Here is a 20,361-nt window from a genome sequence, read left to right as displayed (position 1 = left end):
GAATCAGAATGTCATTCAGGCAGGTGATAAAACCCCACAGAAAGAACAGAACCGTGACGGCGCTCAAGGCTGAGGTATAGCGCGGCGGCGGGCCGGTGGTGGTAGCCGCTGCCGGGTTGGTAAGGGTGGGGGAGACGGAGGCCATATGAAACGGGGAGTACAGGTGGACAGAAAAGACTAGCTTAGACTAGTCTAATTAAGAGAGTTTTTTCATTAGTAGCTAGAGCTAGTTCCCCTTCTGAGCTGAATTCCGCGCATCAAGCGGCGTGGGCTAGGGGTGGTTGATCAGTCGTTGAACAACATCTTATTCTTAGTTCTCAAGCCTTTCACCCAACCCCTTCTCAGCTCAGGAGGGGAGCTACTTATAGCCTTAGCTCTTCGGCCTAAGCCAACTTGCTTAATAAGTGGGGTTTCTCGTCGGCTAGCTTGATGATGAATTCCCCGAACAGCGTATTGGCCCACGCAAACCACTTGCGCGTAAAGCTGGTGGCGTCGTCCTTGTAAAAGGACTCGTGCATGAAGCCGGTGCCAGCGTGCGTGGTCTTGAGCATTTTCAGGCTCGCCAAAATCTCCGCCTCGTCGGTGGAGGTCATAGCCCGGATGATGATGCTCATGGGCCAGATGTTATCCTTACCCACGTGCGGGCCCGAAATGCCCTCTGCTACTTTGCCCTTGGCGTAGTAGGGGTTGTCGCCGGGGGAGAGCAGAAACCGGCGGGTGTTCTGGTACAGGGCCGCGTCGTCGGGGCCGATGGCTTCCAGGTAAGGCAGCGACAAGAGGCTAGGCACGTTGGCGTCGTCGATGAGGTAAAACGAGCCCGCGCCGTCGATTTCGTAGGCCAGCATCGGGCCGAACTTCTTATGCTCAATAACGGCGTGCATTTTCAGGGCCTGGTGCACCTCGTCGGCCAGGGCGGTGCACTCGGCCGCAAAGGCCGGTTGCTGGTACAAGGCCGTAACCATTTCGGCCAGCTGCCGCAGGCTCTTCACGGCGAAGAAGTTGGAGGGCACCAGAAAAGGGAAAATGGTGCCGTCGTCGGACGGCCGGAACACGGAACAAATCAAGCCAACGGGCTTGGCCAGGTTGCCGGCGCCGGCGCCGGCGGCGGTATCCGTAGGCCGGTTGGTGGTGCGGCGGAAGCGGTATGGGCCGTTGTTTTCTTTGCGCTGCTGCTCCTTAAAAGTCTGCACGATGAGCTGCATGGCGGCCAGCCACTCCGGGTCGAAGCAGGCTGGGTCGCCGCCGGCTTTCCAGTAGCCGTGCGCCAGCCGGATGACGTAGCACAGCGAGTCGACCTCCCACTTCCGCTCGTGCACGCCCGGCTTCATCACCGTTTCCTCTTTCCGCCACTCCGCCGTGCGGCTTTCGTCCTGGTAAAAGGCATTGGCGTAAGGGTCGAGGCGGACGTAGTGCGCGTGCCGGTTGATGACGCCGGTGATGAGCCGCTCCAGCGCTTTGTCCTGCTTCATAAACGGCAGGTAAGGCCATACCTGAGCCGAAGAGTCCCGCAGCCACATGGCGTCGATATCGCCGGTAATCACGTAGGTGTCGGGCTTGCCGTTCCGCTCGCCCACGGTCACCGTGGTGTCGAGGGTGTTGGGAAAGCAGTTCTCGAACAGCCAGGCCAGCTCCGGGTCCTTGATTTTCTTCTTAACGCGGCTAATCTGGTTTTCAATGGCCTTGCTCGTGAAGCGTCGGTCTTTGAGCGCCGGGCGCTGGGAGATGAGTCTGGATTCGTCACTGATCCAGCCGGCGTAGCCCACACCCGGAGCTAGTGCCAAACCGGCCCCCAGCAGCCCCGCGCGCTTTAGGAAGTGTCTTCTTTTCATCATAGTACCTTGATTGAGCAAGTTAGATTTGTACGTTGACGGGCGTACCGGCCTTGGTGAGCTGGTAGACTACCTTCTTCGTCGAATTGCCCTTTTTCACAGTTATCTCATAGCGGCCCAGGTGCCCGCGGGCTTTTACCTGGCCGCTACTGGCGGTGGTCTGACTGAGGTTGGTGGTCCACTCCTTGGTCACCAGGTCGCGCCAGGCGGCGAGATTGGGCTTGGGCGTCCAGTCCTGGCGGAACATGGCCGCGTCGGGCTTCCAGTGGGCACCTTCCCAGAATCCCCACATGGTGAAGCCCGTCACGAGCGGGTGGCTGTAGCAGGCAATAAGAAAGTCGCGGGTGTAATCGGCCTGCAACTGCTCGTCCTTCATGTTGATGTCGAACTCGGTAATTTGAATGGGCAGGCCGACGTTCGTGAATAGGTCCAGGTCGGTGAGGACCTGCGCGGGGTTGCGGGGCTGGCGACCCACGTGGCCCTGAATGCCAATGGCATCGATGGGTGCCCCGGCCGTGCGCAGCTCCTGAATCAGGGCCAGGTAGTCCTTGATGTTTTGTGGGCTGGCCACGCTGTTTAGCATGCCGTACTCGTTGATGAACAGGGCCGCGCCAGGGTCAAGTTGCTTGGCCAGCTTAAACCACTCGGCCGCCTCGGTGCGGGGCAGCACCTGGAAATAGTCGTTTTCGTGCAGCATCTCGTTGATGACGTCCCAGGCCACAACTTTGCCCTTCGTGGCCGACACAATGCTGCGGATGTGGCTGCGAATAGAGTCACTTAGCCCGCGGCCGAAAGGGGTCTGCCGCTTCACAAAGTCGGGCGAGAACTTTTGGCTCGGCCAGATCAGATTGTGGCCGCGCAGGCGGAAGCCTTGCTCGTTGATCCAGGCCATGGCGGCCTTGGTTTTGCGCCGGGCGGTGGTGTCCGTCCAGGGCTGCCACTTCAGGTTGTTGTCGATGGTAACCGTGTTGAACAGCGCCTTTAAGTGGTTCTGGTAAATGGTTGCGCCCGGCCCGGTGCTCACCAACTCGTCTACCGACACGGCCGTGCCGAACAGAAAATCGCCCCGCACTAGCCGGGCGCTAACCTGCGCCCCCGGTACGGGACGGCCATTAGCGTCGGTCACCTGAACGGTGAGCGGGGCTGTGCGAATTTCCTCGATGCGCTGAAGCGCCTGCTTGCGCCATTCGGCCCCAGCTTCCCGGCCGGCGTAGGTAAAGCGCGTGGTGGGCAGCTGGGCCAGCGTGGCCCGCTTCCCGAAATTCAGCACCTGCAAGCCGGCTATTTCCACTTTCTGGGCCAGCGCCCCGTACGAAAAGCAGATGCCCGCTTCGCCAGCTGCCATGTTGCCGGCCGCCACAAACGGAATCTCGACGGTCTTCCACTCGGGCCCCACGCTGATTTCGATGATGACGCTTTTCTCGTGCGGGGGCTGGGCCTGCTGCACGAAGAAATTCACCACCGCGTCGCCCGATTCCTGCTTGGCGTACACAGCCCGGATGGCCATGCGGGCCAGCAGCACGTCGCCCTTCTGCACGGCCCCGCCGCTTTTCCAAGACGACTGCACGTTGTAGTGGCTGGGCTTGGCGATAAACACCTCAGTGCTGAAAACGGTCAGCTCGTTCTGCTTTTTAGCCTCGAACACGCTCGGCGTGGTGGCCTGGTTGCCGTCGTTGAACGTGTAGGTGCGGGCGGCGTCAGCCGGGAAAATATCGACCGGCTTCAGCGCGGCCAGCGCGGCTGGCAGGAGTTGTAGGGTCTGACTGTAAGCCACGCGGCCAACAAGTACCTGGGTAAAGAAGACGGCGACCAGAAGTTTGAACGACATGGGGTAGGAGGAAGGCGCGCGGGTCGGTTAGGATGAGAAGGGCGGGGAGCTTGCCCGGTAGCTTAAAAATTAATCCTTCTAATACCGACTGATCAGCCCCTGCAATAAGGAAACTGCCGGTGGGTGCCAGATTTGCCCCCCACCCGTGGTCGGCTGGGCGCGGCCCGCGGCCTAAAGGCCGAGCTCATTGCTCGTAAGCGCCCCGGTCCCGGCCGGCCCGCAGGGGGCGTTTTTTGCCGGTGAGGTCGGTTTTTTGGGCCACTTCCGCGCAGCCTGAGTCCCGGGCCGGGCTGCCAGCGGCCAGCTGGAAATTAGCTTTGGTCAGGTCGAGCTGGGCGTCGATGAATTTGGGGTCGGCCACCACGTCGTGGGGGCCAGTTACTACTTCCTGGGCGATGGGGTAGAGGTTGTAGTCCCAGCGAATGTTGGTGTTGCGGTTATTGCCGGTCACTTTGCCCCCCGGCTTGGGCACGATGATGTTATTGAGGATGACCACGTCCTCGGAGCGGTTGGCAAACAACTCTTCGTAGCCGACCACCTGCCCGTTGTGGTAGGTCGTGTTGTTGATGATGTCGACGTGCTTGGTGCGGAAGGTGTGAATGCCCGAGCCGCCGTTGTGCACGCTCACGTTGTTGGCAATCAGGGCCCGGCCCTTCCACTCGGGGCGCTTGGGCTGCTCGGGGGCCGCGGCGGGCTGGGGCGCCTCGTTCACCACCGCGTCGCCGTTGGGATTGGTAGCGCCGGGTACGGCCGTGGGCTGGTCGGTCACGTCGAGCAGAATGCCGTTGCCGTCGCTTAGCTTACCGGTCCGGTCCCATTTTACCTGCGTTTTGTTGTTCCACACCCGGTTGCGCTGCACCACGATGTGGTAGCCGGGAGCGTCGTCGAAGGCCCAGTTGTCGAGGGTGGTGATGCCGGAGCCGGCGTAGCGCATAAACCAGGCGTTGTCGAACACCTGGCAGTCCTCAATGGTGAGGTAATCGATTTGGAGGCCCGTGATGCCACCGCCCGCGCATTTACCCACCGTGCAGCGCCGGAGGATCAGGTGGTGGGGCTTGTCGTTAGGCGGACTCCGGCGGCCATCAAAGCAGATGCCGTTGGTATTGAAGTAGGGGTTGGCCTTGGGGTTTTTGGCGTCGGCCTCGGCATCAGCCAGGTTGATGCTGTCGTTGTTGCCGAGCACGGTAAAGCCTTCAAACACGTAGTAAGAAGCCATTACCTGAATGCCCGTCCAGCCTTTGGGCCGGATTTCGGGGTGCTGGCCGGGAGCGGCTTTCCAGGTAATCCAGGCATTGGGCCGGCCCGAGCGGTGCACCGTCAGCACGGCCCCGCCGTCGCCCGTATCGTCGTTGGTGTAGATGCCGTTGCCTACCAGCACCACGTCGCCGGGGTTCACTAGGTCGGCGGCTTTCTGCAAGCTGCGGAAAGCCATTTTCCTGGTCTTGCCGTTGTTGGTGTCCTGGCCCTTGCCGTCGACATACCACGTGGCGGCGGAAGCCGCGAAGACTAGGCCAAGAAGCAGGAGGGTGGTCAACAGTACTTGTTTCATGCGTAGAGAAAGAGGGTTGTAAAGAAGCCTGGTAGGTAGGATAGGGGTGAGGCGCTACTACGAGCACTGTAGCAGGTATTTCATGCCGGCCGGGTTCTTATCAATAGCATCGAAAACCGCCTGCGCCTCCGACAACGGCGCGATTTGCGTGATAAGGTCTTCCAGCGGCAAGCTGCCGCTGTCGGCCAGGGCAATGGCTTCCTCGAAGTCCTCGGGCTCGTACACGCGCACGCCGATGAGCTGCAGCTCGCGCCAGAACACGCGGAATAAATCCACGGGCTTGGGGTCGGCGTGAATGGCCACTAGCACGAGGCGGCCGCGGGCCCGGGCCAGCTGCGTCATGGCGGCTACCCCGGCCGCTACGCCAGATACTTCGAACACTACATCGGCCATGGCCCCGGCGGTAAAGCGCTCCACTTCCGCTACCAGATCAGTGCTGGCCGGGTTCACGACGGACAGCCCTAATGACTCGGCCAGGCGCAGGCGGGCCACGTTTACTTCGGAGACGAGCACGTGGGCGCCTTTTTGCTTGGATACTAGGGCGATGAGCATGCCGATGGGGCCGCCGCCGATAACGACCACCTGCTCACCCGCCTGCAGCTTGCTCAGCCGAATGTCGTGGCAAGCCACCGCCAGGGGCTCGATCATGGCGCCCAGGGTCAGGGGGAGGTGGTCGGGGAGGCGGTGCAGGGTGTGGGCGGGCACGTTCCAGTGGCCCTGCATGCCACCGGGCGTATCAATGCCGATGAATTTCAGGTTTTTGCCGATGTGGTGCTGCCCGTTGTCGGAGGGGTCCTCGGCGCCGGGCTGCAGGGGGCGCACTGTTACCCGGTCGCCTACCTGCCAGCCGGTGACGCCCGCGCCCACGGCCGCGATTTCGCCCGATACTTCGTGGCCAATGACCTGGGGCAGCGACAGGCGCTGGGGCATGGCGCCGTGGTAGATGTGCACGTCGGTGCCGCACACGCCGCAGTAGGCCACTTGGAGCTGCACCTCGCCGGGCTGGGGTGGTACGGCCACGTCGGCTTCGATGCTAAACGATTGGTTACCGGTGAAATGGAGAGCGTTCATGGGAAAAAGGTTTGGGTGGGTGACCGTCATGCTGAGCGCAGTAGAAGCATCTCTACCACTTCGTTGTAATACTATGAGATTACTAACCAGTAGAGATGCTTCGACAAGCGGACGCCAGATCCAGCATGACTGCCTATTTCTATTTGGGAATTGGGAAAGCGATTTCATCAAGCTAGCGGGCCGCGCTCGAGGAGCTGCAGCATGTTGCCCTCGGGGTCGAAGAAGTTGCGGACGCGGCCCCCGCCGATGGCGTTGGTGGGCTCGCCGCCCCAGTGCACATCGTGGGCGTCGAGGTGGCGCACGGCCTGGTCCAGGTCGGTGATGCGCAGGGCCAGGTGTGACCAGCCCGGCGTCCAGGTGGTGCGCTCGGGGCGGGGCGTCTCGTCGCGGGGCATGATTTCCAGCAGCGAGCTGTCGGGCGCCCGCAGCATCCAGACCACTTTCGGCGAGTCGTCTTTCTGAAATCTGAACCACTTGGTGTAGCCCAACACGGTGCAATACCAGTCGGTCAAGGCTTCCACGTCGGCCGCCGCCAGGCCGGGGTGGTCTACCCCGGTAAAAGTCAGTTCGTTCATTAACAGTGTATTTTAGGGAGCGAGGTGGGAGTCCCCACGGGCGGTAAGTTCGTAGTGGTTTTCGCCCGACTCTTCCACCTGCCAGTGGCCGGTGTCGGTTTGCAGGGTCAGGCGCAAAGGAGCGGTTTGGGCGATGGAAAGGGTCAGCACCTGCGTTCCGTGGCGCAGGGTCCAGGAGTCAGGGCCGGCTTCAAGCTGCCAGTCAGCCAGCGTGGTAGCCTCGTCGGCGACGATGACGTGGAGCCGGTTTGTAGTCAGGGTCGGGGCCGCGTCGGTGAAGCGAAACAGCAGGCCGCTGCCGGGACGGCCTTCGCCGAGTTGGGCCGGTTCGGGGTGATAGGCATCGTGCAGGTAGCCGTACACGGGGCCGGCCGGCGCGCTGGGTGCCCCTGTGGGCGTGCCGGTGTGCCAGAGCCGCAGCCCCACGCCGTGGCGGGTGGCTTGCAGCTCGCCGGGCGCGGTGTGCGTCTGGGTCTGGTCGTCGCGGTTGTTGAGCAGCCAACTCCAGACGGTAACAACCGGCTCGGCGGCTACAATCCGGTCGAGCACGAACGTGACGTGCGGACCGCACTGTAGCCAGTGCCGGGTGAACTCCTGGATGGGGTGACCGTAGGCCGCGGCTACTTCCGACACGACCAGCGACACCTCGCCAACCCGCGTCGCGGCGTGCAGCCGGCCGCCGCGCTCCACGGGCGGGCCCACGGTGCCATCGGGTTGGATGAGGCGGCGGGCCAGCACGTTGCGCTGCTCCAGGAGCTTGATTTTAGCCAAATCTTCCTGCAAGCCCAACCCGTCCTGCTCGATGAGGAAAGTGCAGGAGTTGTGGGTTTGGGTGGCGCTTTCCAAGCCGTGAATCAGGTTGCGGTAGCAGCTGTGGCCGGGGTCGACCAGCAGCCGCTCCTGGTTGTACACGAGCAGAAAGCTGTTCAAATCGCCCTGCAAATGGCCGGGGGCAAAGCAGCCCGCGTTCATGCCGCCCTGAATGGCCAGCACGGATTTGCCCTCCCACTGGTCGCGTACGAAGGTGTTGCCGTTGGCGTAGGCCACGGTCAGGGACAGATCGGCTTCGGGGGGCAAAATTGCCGGCGGCTGCCGGGTAAGCAGGGGCAAGGTCAGAAAGCCCCAGTCATTGACGAAGCCAAAAGATGCCAAGCCGTGTGGTACCTGCGTAGGACAGGGCTCGTAGTAGGTCTGGAACAACCCGCGGGCCAGGCCGGCCTGCACCGGGTCGGCGTGGTAGCGGGCGGCGACGTGCAGCAGCAGGTCGCCGGAGGGGCGAAACAGGGCGGCCGAGTCGTTGAAGTTCACGGCGCGGGCCCGGTCCTCGGGGCCCCAGCCGCTCAGGGGCTTGCGGTACAGCATGCTCTGGGTTACCCAGCCCATGCCGCGGCCGTAGGCGGCTACATCCAGCGCTTCGGCGTGGACGGGGTAGCGGCGAATCAGGGCCTCGTAGGCCAACATCAGCGCGTTGGCCAGGTAGTTTCCGTACTGCAAAGACTCGCCGTAGGAGCCGTCGGGCTGGAAAGCCAGGGCCATGCGGGTTAGGTCGGGCAGCAGCTCGTCCAGCAGCTCCTCTTCGCCGAGGGCGGCGGCGGCCACCACCGCGCCCGAAGTCACGATGCCGCGCCAGTTGGCCAGGTGCGTGTTTTTGCGCAGCCAGCGCCGGCACAGCACCACGCCCTTCTCGTACAACGCCGCTTTTACTTCCTCCTGCTCGTCCTCACTCAGCACATCGGGGGCCAAATCCAGCACGGCCGCCACGCCCCAGCAGAGGTGGGCGGTTTCGAGGTGGCCGATGAACGGTTCGGTATGGCTGCGAAACCACGGTCCTACCCACTCCGCTACCGGGCGGCGGGCGGTGCGCAGCGTTTCGGCGCGCAGCCACTGGGCCAGCTCTTCGGTGGGGGCCAGGGCGTGCTGCATGGCCGCATCCGAGAGGTACTCGGCCGCTGGGTACCACCAGCCCAGCCGGCCGCGGTCGGTGCCGGCCGCCTCATCGGCGAGGGCGGGCGCGGCCAGCCGGGCAGTTACGCGCTGGGCCAGCGCCGCGCGGAATCGGCTGATAACCACATCGGAGCTAGTCAGAATGGCTTGCTTTTCGGCGGCGGTCAGGAAAATGTGCCGGGTGTCGATGGCCTCCATGGGGGTGGGGATTTAATGGTTCCGGGGGACCTCACCCCTAGCCCCCTCTCCTCTGGGAGAGGGGGAACTAGTTTTTAGTTTTCTAGCCTTTGCTGCTTATCTACCAAAAGGCTAGTAGCTATCAGCTTTTTTAGAGCTAGTTCCCCCTCTCTTTTGAGAGGGGGTTAGGGGGTGAGGTCCCCCTTAAAAATACCCGCCGTTTTTGACCACGTCCGTCGGCTTCATGCCGCTTTCCACCATCGCCCGAATGCTCTCCTCTTTCTGGAGGATAGCTTCGGCGGCCAATAGCACGTCGTAGGCAATGTTCTGCGGAATGGAGATGACCCCGTCGATGTCGCCGAAAATCCAGTCGCCGGGCTGCACTTTCACTTCGCCCATAAGCACCGGCTTCTGGTAGTGATACATGCGGAAGCGGCCCAGCATGCCCGTATTGGCTTTGTACTTATGAAACACGGGGAAGCCCAGCTCCAGAATGGCCATCGTGTCGCGGATGCCATTCACGACGGCGCCGCGGCACTTGAGCTTCAGGGCGGCCAGCGACATCACCTCCCCCCACTGCGAGGTCACGGTGTCGCCGGTGCAGTCCCACACCACCACCGAGTCGGGGTGCAAATCTTCCAGCATCTGGGCGCGCATTTCAAACTCGCCTTCCGTGGTGATGTCGGGGCCCCCTTTCACGGTGAAGGCCAGCCCCGCCATTTTCATGGTTTCGCGCAGGGGGGCAAATTCGGACGGCAGACTGGTGGCGTGCATGTTGTAGTTGAAGCGTAGCACGTCGTTCACGGCCCCCGTGTAGAGGGCCAGGTAGCGCTCCCGCATTTCAGCAATCGGAATCGGGAAGAGGGCGGCGGGCTTGGGCACGCCGTGGGCCTGCGCTGGGAGAACTGGGGTCGTTATCATCCGGCAAGAAATTTCATGTTGTCAAAATTGATTTCGCGAATCACCACGAACTCCGGCTGGCTCAGCACGAAGGCAATAACCCGCGCTACGTCGTCGGGTTGGAGGAATTTCTCGCGCGCCACCGGCCTATCGCCCCAGTAGTTGCTGTCGGTGGGGCCGGGGTTCACGTCGGTTACTTTAATGCCGTGCTTGAGCACCTGGTCGGCCAGGCCGCTGCTCAGGCCGCGGGCCCCAAACTTGGAGGCGCAGTACAGCGGGGCGCCGGGATTGGTGCGTTGCCCGGCCATCGAAATTACCGACACGATGTGGCCGCTTTGGCGGGGCTTCATCAGGCGCAGGGCCTCGCGGTTGCAGAGAAAAACCCCGCGCATGTTGGTGTTCACCATGCGGTCGTAGGTTTCCAGGTCGGTTTCGGCCAGGTCGGGCGTGGGCAGGCCCAGGCCGGCGTTGTTGATGAGCACGTCTACGGGGCCGTAGGTATCCACGCACTGCTGAAAGGCGGCCTGCACGTCGGCCTCGCTGCCCACGTCGCCGAGGAAGGACGTGACGCCGGGCAGCTCATCGGCCAGGCGGTTGGTCCGGCTGAAGTCGAAGACCTTGGCCCCCTGCTCCAGGAGCTGGCGCGCCGTGGCCCGCCCGATGCCCGAGGAGGCGCCGGTGATAAAAATGACTTTGTTTTCGAGATAATTCATACGGGCTGACTGGTATATTCAGTGGTGAGGCTTTTGGCCGTGGAGACAATGGAAGCCGGCGGGATGGCCCGCGTCCAGTACCAGAGCAAAGCCGAAAAAAGGAGGCAGACGACGCCCGCGCCAAAGGCAAACTGGCCGCTGGTCTGGCCAATAGAAGGTCCGCTCATGACCATAAAAAGCCCCCCAGTCACGGCCAGGGCCACGGCGTAGAGCCGCGACATCGACCGCATAAACACGGGGTCTTCCACGGGCTTTTCCGCCTCGGTGAGCGGCGTGGCCAGGCGCCGGAAAAAGGCAGCCACCCGCTCGCGGTAGGCCCCGTCGGGCGACTTGACTAGGCCCGAGGCCAGGAAGACGGCCACGCAAGCCACGATTTCAATAAAGGTGGCCAGCTCCCACGACACCGAAGGCATTGCGTTCAGTATCAGCCCGATGACCATACCCACTACCAGCGTAGCCAGCGCGCCCCACGGCCGCGGCCGTTTCAGCACCACGCCCAGGATGAGGGGTAGGGTCATGGGGATGGCGAAGAGACCAGTGAAGAGCTTATTGGCTTCAAACGCGCCGCCGAAGCCGCCCACGAACAGGGCCCCCACCGTAACCACGGCTCCCAGGGCCAGGGTCATCAGCCGGCCCACCCACAGCAACTGCCGGCCGGTGGCCTGGGCGTTGAACACCCGCTCGTAGATGTCGCGGGTGAGCACGCCGGCCGTCACGTTGTACTCGCCGCTGAGCACCGACATGGTGGCCGCGAACATGGCCGCCACCATCAGGCCCATGATGCCCTCGGGCAGGAGCTTGAGACAGACGCTGACGTAGGCCATCTCGGGGTTGGCCAGCTCGGGCACAATGGCGCGGGCCGCAATCGAGGGAAACAGGAAAATGACGGGAAACAGGAAGAAAAACACGGCCGTCAGCAGGCCCTGTTTCTGGCTGGCGCGCTCGTCGCGCACGCTGTAGAAGCGCTGAATAAAGGTCCAGTTGCCGCTGTACTTGACCAGAATCATCAGGTAGTACACGCCCAGGTAAAGGGGCATGCCCTTGGGGCCGTTGAAGGGGTCGAAGTGCTGCGGAATGGTGGCCATGAGGTTGGTGAGGCCGCCGCTGGCTTTGATCGTGAGCGGTACCAGAATGAGCGTCGCCACCATCAGAATGATGAACTGCACCACGTCGGTGACGACCACCGCCCATAGCCCCCCGGCAATGGTATAGATGGCCACGATGATGCCGCAGCCCAGAATGGCCTGCTCCAGGCTAATGCCGGCCGCCGTTTTCACAAACAAGCCCAGGGCGTAGAGCCGCACCATGTTGTCGAGAATCTTGAAGCCCACGCCGCCCCAGGCAAACACCTGCCGCACCGCCGGGCTGAAGCGCCGCTCCAGCAGCTCCATGGGCGTCATGATGCCCGCCCGGCGCCAGCGCTTGGCGAAGATGGCCACGCCCACCAGAGCCGGCAACACCGTGCTCCAGATCAGGGTGAGGGCCACGAAGCCGTGCTGGTAGGCAATGCCGGCGTAGGCCACGAACATGAAGGTGCTGAACTTCGTCATGAAGTTGCTAATGGCCCCCGACACCCACGGAATAGCGTTGCCGCCCTTGAAGTAGTCGCCGATGTTGGTGACGAACTTGCCCAGAAACAAGCCGATGCCCGCCATCAAAGCCATGTAAATGGCAATGGCCCAGTAGTCTAAGGTTTGAAGCGTTTGCATCAGGCAGAGCAGAGAAAATGGGGTGGAGGAGAAGTCAGCCCGGGTGGGGGGCAAATTCAAACGCCCGGGGGGCTATTGCAGCTTGATCAGGCTGCGGTCGACAATGAGAATGGGCGCGTCATAGACCGGAATGTCGGTAAAGGAGTACGTGCTGCCCGTTTTCTTCCACTGCGCGGCCGGTATTTCGTACACCCGCCCGCTGATGATGTCCACGTACACGGGCTGGTCGAAGTTGGCGTTGGTGAAGGTGAAGTTGAGGTTGCGGGTCTGGTTGGACTCGACAGGAATATGGTCGTCCGACCAAATCGTGTACAGCTGCTTTTTAGTGGTGGCGTGCTGGTAGCCGTACACCGCCAGGTTGCGGTCAGTGCTCTTGGTGTAAGCCACCTCATCGGGGCTTTTGGGCACGTAATCCTTGTTGTGGGTTGAAGTCAGCTTCGGGATGCGCCGCAGGGAGCTGTCGAAAATCGAGGTGACGTTCTGTATAGAATAATAGGCGATTTTGGGCCGGATAACCTGCTTGGTCGAGTCCGATTTGATGATGCCCTTGTAGTTGAGCCGGTTGATGGGGCCGTTGGTGTACGCCATTTCGATGAGGCCAAACACGCTCGTCTCGATGTCGTGGCCCAGGTCGCCGAGCATGCGGCGCGTGTCCCACTTGGCCTGGGTCAGCTCGCTCCAGTCGTAGTCGCCCAATGCGCCGCGCCCGTAGCCGCTACCCGACGGGGCCCCGTTTTCGCCCTGGCGCAGCGGCATGCTAGGCGCGTACTTGTCGAGCACGGCCCGCAGCTGCATCACTTTAGGGTAGTGCGAGTCAGGGTTGTAGGTGTAGTCGTGGTAGGTGATGTTGTCGAACAGTTTCAGCCGGTTCTGGTCGGCCAGCACCTTGAAGAAGGCGTCGGCATAGGCGAGGTCCATGTGGCCCAGGGCCAGGCCCGACACTTTGGCCTCGGGCTGAATGCGCTTGATAATATCGATGGTGCGGATGTGCAGGGCGGCGGCCTTTTCGGGCGTGTTTTCGAGATTGTCGCTGAAGTTGGGCTCGTTCCAGATTTCCCAGTCCGTCACCTTATTCTTGTAGCGCTTCACCAGAGCCTCCGCCCACCGGTCCCAGGCAGCCAGGGCCTCGGGCGAGGTTGGCACGCCGGCGCCCAGGTTGGAGCCCCCGCCGCCGGGGTAGTTGTGGTTGCCGTAGGAGATTTGCAGCCAGGGCTGCAGGCCGCGCTTGGTGGCATCGTTGATGATGTTGTCGAGCCAGGCCCAGTCGTATTTTCCTTTTACCTTCTCGGTTTTGTCCCAGCCGGCCTGCATGCGCAGGCGCTTAATGCCCAGGGGCGCGATATAGGTTTTGTACTGGTCGTAGTCGGCGAAATCCCGGTCGAGGGTTTCGCAGCCAATTAGCCAATTCGACGCTTCAATTTCGGCGGTACTGCGCGGCTTCACCGTGCCCAAACGGGGCAGGGAAACCGTGAGGTCCGTTTTCACCCGGTCGGGCGAGGTATCTATTTTTTGCGCAAACGCGTTTGCGCCGCTTAGTAACAGCGTTGATACCGTCAACAGGCTCAGTAGGAGTGAATTGTTTTGCATGGTTTTCAAAAACGTTCAACTGGCCGATACAACACCTTGGCTTTAAGTGAACTGGGTTAGTCTCCGCTCGGACCTGCCTGCCTCAGCACCACCACCGCTTTCGGTAGGCGGCGCCTCTTATGTCCCACCACAACGAGCGCCGCCCAAGAACAGGGCCTCTTAGCTGCAGCTCAGGAGAACTGAGCGAAGCCTTGCGGTAGTGATGCTGGGGCAGGCAGCCCCTTGACGAAGCCGGGCGCTTGGCCCAGCCGAACCGCTGGAGTGTGCCTAGGGCCGCGTCCAGCGTTAATTAATTCGCGGTTTACTGGCGGGTTATAGTACTTTGCTTGTTGACCTTTTTTAGCTTGCCACCCAAATCGGCCAGGTAAACCCCGCGGGTGTTGCCCTCGAAGCCGTTGAAGATGACGTAGCGGCCCGTGCGGTCCCAGGCTGGGTGCGGGTCTACGCGTAGCTCACCATCAGTTTTCGACACGTAAATCTTGGCGATGGCTTCCTCCTGGCCGGTTTGCACGTTCATCAGCCGAATGGGTACGATGCCCTCGGTGTAGCCCAACTCACCGGGGTAGGCGTCCGTCACCATGAGCGGGCCGCCGGTGGGGTTGAAGGTCGGGTGGCCCGAACCGGGCGTAAACACGGTTTTCAGGTCAGTGCCGTCGTAGCGAGCGGTAATGATTTCCAGGCCCGGCTGCCCGTCCACGTTCAGGTTCATGGACAGGTGCTCCCCGTCGGGCGTCCAATTGATGTGGTGCCCGCCCTTGGCCCACTGCGCCGGCGTGATGGCCGTGCGCAGGTCCGAGCCGTCGGGCCGCATCGTAATCACCGCCCGCTGACGCGGGCCGCCGCCCTTGGGCGCCCATTGCAGGGTGGTCAGCAGGCGCGTGCCCTGCGGGTTCCACTTCACCTGAAAGCAGTAGTATTCGAAGTCGTTCGGGTTGGGAATGGCGAGGCTGGGAACCGTCTTTTCGTAGATGTCGCGGATAGTCACGATGCGCTTGCTTACCCCCGTGGCGGTGTTGGTGATGTCGATGCCATCGGTGGCCACCGGGCCGAAGTTGTGGGGCGTTTTCGCGTCGGGCAGCACCACACCGTAGCCCACCTGGGCCCAGCGCGAAGAAATCAGGTTGTAGGAGGCCAGGTACTTGCCGTCGTTCGACGCCATGAACACGGTGCCGCCCATGCGGCGCGACTTGCCCGTACTTGGGTTCAGGCGCACGGCGAAGGCCTGCCAGCTGGTCGTGTCCACGTCATTGAAGTACAGGTCCTGGTCGGTTGCGCCCCACTGCACGTTGGCCCCGAGCTGCATTTCCCAGCCCCTTGATTGGGCCACTACCCGTTCCTTGCCCGTCTGCCGGTCTACCAGAATAACCTCACCTACTTCGCCCGGCTTGGGCGAGCGGGTTTCCTCCGGGAAACGAAATAAGGCCAGGTAGCGCCCGGAAGGGCTCATCGGCGAGGTATCAAAGAAACGATGAATCACCCGCCCGGAGCTCACCTTGACCACGGGCACCGTCGCGGCCCCCGTAAAAGCCGGAAAGGATGCCGGGGCGGCTCGTTGCCCCAGCGCGGGACTGGCCAGCGCCAGCCCCACTAGAAGGAGACCTTTTACACGGTTGCGTAGCATCAGAAATAGAGATTAAACTGTTGCGAGGTCAGCACTAGCTAAAATGCGTGCTTCTGGCTAATAGCCGGAGTTCTGCTCTAGGTTCGGGTTCAGATCCGTTTCCCGTTGGGGAATGGGGTAAAGCACCTGGAAGGGCTTGGCGGGCTTGCCGTGGGCCGTCATCACGTCCACGAAGCGGCCGGTGCGTACCAGGTCAAACCACCGCTGGCTTTCGAAGGCCAGCTCCACGCGACGCTCCTGCTCCAGGGCCAGGCGCATGGCGGCCTGGGTGGTAGCGGTGGTGTTGGCCAGCTTGGCGCGGGTCCGCACCAGATTGAGGAGCGGCCGCGGCGGCCGTCTGGTTCTGCTCGTTGAGGGCTTCGGCGTACATCAGCAGCACATCGGCGTAGCGCAGCACGGGGTAATCTACGTCCGACTCGCCCCGGATAATGCCCTTCTGAGTGAATTTAGTGGGGTAGGGCTCGTTGACGACCGCACCGGCGGTGCTCGTGTACGACAAGGCGATGGAAGCTGCTTTGCGAGCATCGCCGGTAGCGTAGGCGGCAATCAGGCTGGGGGTGGGGCGGTTCAGGCCGTCGCCGGCGCCGCCGGTCACGCCAAAGTCGGGCGAGAGGGCCGAAAACGGCGTCCACTGCGAATAGAAATTGCCCCCCTGCCCGATTTGCCCGCCTTTGTATTGCGCGGCCAGCATCACCTCCTTATTGTTGGCAAACGAGGTGGTCAGCAGAAAGGCATCGGCGTAGTTTGGCATCAGGCTGTGCACGTTGGCGTCGATAATTTCCTTGAGCTTGGTGCCGGCCAGGGCATACTTCTGCTGGGTGAGGTACACTTTGCCGAGCAGGGCCTTGGCGGCCCACTTCGAAGCCCGGCCCTGGTTGGCACCCGTGATGGTAGCGGGCAGCGTGTTTTCGGCTGCTTGCAGGTCGCTCTCGATGAGGGCGTACACCTCGTTCACCGGTGAGCGACCGATGGTGGCCGTGCCGTACGGGTCGTTGATTTCCGTGGTGACCAGCTGTACGGGACCAAAAAGGCGTACCAGGTTGAAGTAAAACATAGCCCGCAGGAAGCGGGCTTCGCCTTCGTACTGGCCCTGGAGGGTGGCGTCGATGCTCACCGCCGGCAGGCGGTCGAGGATGGCATTGGCGCGCGCAATGCCTTGGTAGTGGCCCAGCCAGGCATCGCGGAAGTACGTGTTGGCCAGCGAGTAGTTAAGGTCCTCAATTTCGTAGGCGGCCACCGACGTGGTGGTCCGCGGAAAGCCATACCCGGTGTTATCCGTCGACACCTCGCCCAGCCAGATGAGCGAGCCCGCGCCGTTGCCGTACAGGCCGGCGTGCTTAAAGGTGGCGTAGGTGCCCACCACGGCCGTGTTGAAGTCAGCGGCAGTTTTGTAGAAATTGGCCGTGGTGCGCTCGGTCTGCGGCACCACTTCCAGGAAATCATCGCAGGAGCTCAACCCAAGGGTCAGCAATGCCAGGCTTAGAAGGGTCTTTTTCATGACAAATTGCGGGTGGGAGTTAGAAGGTGACGCTCACGCCGGCCGTGTAAGAGCGGGCAATGGGATAGGTGCCGAAATCGGAGCGTGGGGCCAGCATGTTGTCGCCGGCGGTGCTCACTTCCGGGTCGTAGCCCTGGTAGTCGGTGAAGGTGAACAAGTTGGCGCCCGTGGCGAAGAGGCGGGCGCCCTGCAAGCCCACGCGCTGGGCCACGGCGCCGGGCACCGTGTAAGCCAGGGTCACGGTGCGGATGCGCAGGTACGAGCCGTCGAAGATGTACTTTGAGCTGTATTGGGCGTTGTTGTTGCGTCCGCCGCGAATGCTGCGGCCAAAGCGCCCGTCACCGGGCTGCTCGGGCGAAATCCAACGGTTGTCGTACACGTATTTCGTGTTGTTCTGCGCCCCGGAGTTGTTGACGGCGAACATCCCGTTGTAGACGTCGAAACCCACCATGCCGTTGGTTTGAATATCGAGGCTGAAGGCCTTATAGGCGAAGGTGTTATTAAAGCCAAAGAAGTACTTGGGATGCGGGTTGCCGATGACTTCGCGGTCATTGTCGTTGATGACGCCGTTGCCGTCCAAGTCCTTCCATTTCACGTCGCCGGCGCGGGCTAAGGGCTGAGCACCGTACTCAGCGGCTTCCTGGTCGCTCTGGAAGATGCCCAGCTGCCGCCGGCCGAAGAACACGCCAATGGGGTAGCCCTTCTGCGTCACATTGCTATTGGCGGTCTGGCCGTTGGCCGAGGCAAAAATCCGCTCGGCGTCGGTGCTCATGGCCAGCACCTTATTGCGGTTGAAGGTGATGTTGGCGTTGGTAGTCCACTGGAAGTCGCCCACGAAATTGCGGGTGGTGAGGGCCATTTCCAGGCCCTTGTTTTGCACCTCGCCCAGATTCACGATGGCGTTGGTGAGACCCGTGGCGCCCGGCACCGAGATGTTGAACAGCATGTCGGTGTTGCGCTTGTCGTACACGTCGGCCGTGAAGTTGATGCGACTGTCAAGCACCGAGAGGTCCAGACCCAAATCCAGCTGCTTCATCGACTCCCAGCCCAGGTTCGCATTCGAGAACGAGCTGCGCCCCAGGCCGGGCGTGAGCGCATCGCCGAGGATGTAGTTGTTGTTGCCCAGTTGCCCGAGGGCCCGGTAGTTACCGATGGCGTTGTTGCCAGTCAGGCCATAGCTGGCCCGCAGCTTGAGGTCGTTGACGGCGCGCAGGCCTTTCATAAACGCCTCCTCCGACACGCGCCAGCCCACCGAAGCCGAGGGGAAGGCGCCCCATTTATTGTTGTCGCCAAACCGCGACGAGCCGTCGCGCCGGATGGTGGCCGTGAGCAGGTATTTGTCGTGGAACGTGTAGTTGGCCCGGGCCAGCAGCGACAGAATGGTGTATTCCTGAAAGCTCTCGGCGGGGCTGTTGCCCCCAAGGTTGGCCCCGCCGATTACGATACCGCCGTTAATGTTGGGCACCAGGTCATCAGGAAAATTGTTGGCGGTGACGGCAATGGCGTCGCTGGTTTCGCGCTGGGCGGTGAAGCCGCCCACGAAGTTGATGGCGTGCAGCCCCAGCGTCTTTTGATAGCTCAACGTGTTTTCGTTCAACCAGTTAATGCTCTCCGCTCGCCGCGCCACGGCCGTGGCTGGTCCCGTGGCCGCCGCGGTACTCAGCGTCGACGGCACCCAGATTTGGCTGCGGAAGAAGTTGAGGTCGGCCCCAAACGTGGTCCGGAACTTCAGGTCCGGCAGGATGGCGTATTCGGCGTAAGTGTTGCCCAGCAGACGGAATTGCGTTGAGGGATTCTTGTACTCGTTGGCGATTTTCACCGGGCTCTGTATCGAAATGGCCTGCGCTTCCGGCGCGGGCACCGTGCTGCCGTACGAGCCGTCGGCGTTGTAGACCGGCACGTTCGGCGCCATCCCCAGTGCCGACTGAATGACGCCAAACGAGCCGTAGTGGCCCGTATAGGGCAGGTCGTCTTGGCTGGTGTAGCTCGGCAGCAGGCTGATGCCCACGCTCAGGCGCTTCGAGGCTTTGGCGTCCACATTGGCCCGGAAGCTGTAGCGCTTCAGCCCGGTGTTGAGGATGATACCCTGCTGGTCAAAATAGCCCGCCGATACGGCGTAGCGCACGTTGTCGCTGCCCCCCGAGGCCGACACCTGGTAGCTCTGAATCCGGGCTTTGCGGAAAATGGCATCCTGCCAGTCGGTGCCCTCGCCCAGGGAAGCCGGGTCGAGCAGCGCCGTCGGAATGCGGAAGTTCGTGGGCCGCACGCTGTTGGGGTCCGTGATTCGGGGCGTGAAGGTGGGCGTGCTCGGGGTGTTGTCGAGGTAGCCATTGTTACGGGCGTCGATGGTGAACTGCGCAAACTCCTGCGCGTTCATCATCTCAATCTTTTTGGAAGTCTCTTGAAAGCCCGCGTAGGCATCGAGCTGAATCTGGGACTTATTCGCCTTGCCGCGCTTGGTGGTCACGATGATAACCCCGTTGGAGCCGCGCGAGCCGTAGATAGCCGTGGCCGAGGCATCCTTCAGCACGTCAATGCTTTCGATGTCGTTGGGGCTGATGGTATTCAGCGGGTTGCCCACGCCGGCCCCCGACACCGGGAAGCCGTCAATAACAAACAACGGCTCGTTGCCGCCCGAGATGGAGCCCACGCCGCGAATCAGAATGCTGGTATTGCCGCCCGGCGAACCCGAGGAGCTGGAAATCTGCAGGCCGGCTACCTGCCCCTGCAGGGCTTGGTCTAAGCCCGAGACGGGTATTTTGGCTACATCTTGCCCGGAAACCGTGGAAATAGCGCCCGTCAGGTCCTTTTTCTGCTGGGTGCCGTAGCCCACCACCACTACCTCTTTCAACGCTTGCTCACTGGGCTTAAGCCTGATGGTCAGGGGCGTAGTCCCGGTTGCGGCAACTTCCTGGCTGGCGTAGCCAATGTAGGACACGATAAGGGTGGCCGGGCTCGTGGGCACGGCCAGTTCGAAGGTGCCATCGGGCAGGGTGGACGCCCCGGTAGTGGTGTTTTTCACCAGCACCGTCACGCCGGGCAGGCCCTGGCCGGTCTCGTCGATTACGCGGCCCGAAATCGTTTGAGGAGTTTGCCCCAGAGCAGGAGCAAGCGGGATAGAAAGGCTGCAAATCAGTAGGACGGCCCTCCAGATTCTAGGTAAGAAGCTGCTCATAGGGGTGGGTTTTAATTTGTCTATGATGAATTCTTATTCAACAATACAATACTAATCAATTTCATTATGCAAGCAAATTTTTTTACTAATTTATTATTTCGGCCTCCAGCTGGCTGGCCTGCGCTGCTCGGTGTTAGATCGGCTTACTCAGGCATGTGTCGAGTTTGCTGTCCCCACCGTGCAGG

At 61.9% G+C, this 20,361-nt stretch carries 14 protein-coding genes; all 14 read right to left on the bottom strand.

All coding sequences use genetic code 11. The features are described from left to right. Nucleotides 1-383: 383 nt before the first annotated feature. Complete coding sequence (locus MKZ35_RS23435; RefSeq protein ID WP_482515620.1) at nucleotides 384-1,832, bottom strand: glycoside hydrolase family 125 protein; 1,449 nt, start codon at nucleotides 1,830-1,832, stop codon at nucleotides 384-386. Between the two features lie 19 nt (nucleotides 1,833-1,851). After that, entirely contained in the window at nucleotides 1,852-3,657 is a 1,806-nt protein-coding gene (locus MKZ35_RS23430; protein WP_482515619.1) for an endo-1,4-beta-xylanase, read from the bottom strand. A 184-nt stretch (nucleotides 3,658-3,841) separates the two neighbouring features. Beyond that, nucleotides 3,842-5,206 (bottom strand): choice-of-anchor Q domain-containing protein, encoded by a 1,365-nt coding sequence (locus MKZ35_RS23425; RefSeq protein WP_482515618.1) that lies wholly within the window; start codon nucleotides 5,204-5,206, stop codon nucleotides 3,842-3,844. Between the two features lie 57 nt (nucleotides 5,207-5,263). Continuing rightward, nucleotides 5,264-6,277 (bottom strand): zinc-dependent alcohol dehydrogenase, encoded by a 1,014-nt coding sequence (locus MKZ35_RS23420; RefSeq protein ID WP_482515617.1) that lies wholly within the window; start codon nucleotides 6,275-6,277, stop codon nucleotides 5,264-5,266. A gap of 167 nt (nucleotides 6,278-6,444) precedes the next feature. Further along, a complete protein-coding gene (locus tag MKZ35_RS23415; RefSeq protein ID WP_482515616.1) occupies nucleotides 6,445-6,852 on the bottom strand; it encodes a VOC family protein in 408 nt (135 codons plus the stop codon). A gap of 12 nt (nucleotides 6,853-6,864) precedes the next feature. Beyond that, complete coding sequence (locus MKZ35_RS23410; protein WP_482515615.1) at nucleotides 6,865-8,994, bottom strand: heparinase II/III domain-containing protein; 2,130 nt, start codon at nucleotides 8,992-8,994, stop codon at nucleotides 6,865-6,867. 183 nt (nucleotides 8,995-9,177) lie between these two features. Next, nucleotides 9,178-9,894 (bottom strand): RraA family protein, encoded by a 717-nt coding sequence (locus MKZ35_RS23405; protein WP_482515614.1) that lies wholly within the window; start codon nucleotides 9,892-9,894, stop codon nucleotides 9,178-9,180. Further along, nucleotides 9,891-10,586, bottom strand: coding sequence for an SDR family oxidoreductase (locus MKZ35_RS23400; RefSeq protein ID WP_482515613.1), 696 nt, complete (start codon nucleotides 10,584-10,586; stop codon nucleotides 9,891-9,893). The genes MKZ35_RS23405 and MKZ35_RS23400 overlap by 4 nt, the downstream gene beginning before the upstream one ends. After that, entirely contained in the window at nucleotides 10,583-12,295 is a 1,713-nt protein-coding gene (locus tag MKZ35_RS23395) for a sodium:solute symporter family transporter (protein WP_482515612.1), read from the bottom strand. Before MKZ35_RS23395 ends, MKZ35_RS23400 begins: the two co-directional genes overlap by 4 nt. Nucleotides 12,296-12,367: 72 nt before the next feature. Then, on the bottom strand, nucleotides 12,368-13,882 hold the full coding sequence (locus tag MKZ35_RS23390; RefSeq protein ID WP_482515611.1) for a GH39 family glycosyl hydrolase: 1,515 nt from the start codon (nucleotides 13,880-13,882) through the stop codon (nucleotides 12,368-12,370). Nucleotides 13,883-14,183: 301 nt separating this feature from the next. After that, a complete protein-coding gene (locus MKZ35_RS23385; RefSeq protein ID WP_482515610.1) occupies nucleotides 14,184-15,503 on the bottom strand; it encodes a TolB-like translocation protein in 1,320 nt (439 codons plus the stop codon). Between the two features lie 57 nt (nucleotides 15,504-15,560). After that, a complete protein-coding gene (locus tag MKZ35_RS23380; protein WP_482515609.1) occupies nucleotides 15,561-15,812 on the bottom strand; it encodes a RagB/SusD family nutrient uptake outer membrane protein in 252 nt (83 codons plus the stop codon). Further along, on the bottom strand, nucleotides 15,697-17,001 hold the full coding sequence (locus MKZ35_RS23375) for a RagB/SusD family nutrient uptake outer membrane protein (protein WP_482515608.1): 1,305 nt from the start codon (nucleotides 16,999-17,001) through the stop codon (nucleotides 15,697-15,699). The genes MKZ35_RS23380 and MKZ35_RS23375 overlap by 116 nt, the downstream gene beginning before the upstream one ends. A gap of 19 nt (nucleotides 17,002-17,020) precedes the next feature. After that, nucleotides 17,021-20,176, bottom strand: coding sequence for a SusC/RagA family TonB-linked outer membrane protein (locus MKZ35_RS23370; protein WP_482515607.1), 3,156 nt, complete (start codon nucleotides 20,174-20,176; stop codon nucleotides 17,021-17,023). Nucleotides 20,177-20,361 lie beyond the last annotated feature (185 nt).

The organism is Hymenobacter sp. R533113, from assembly GCF_056835965.1.
This window is presented reverse-complemented; position numbering and strand designations above follow the sequence as displayed.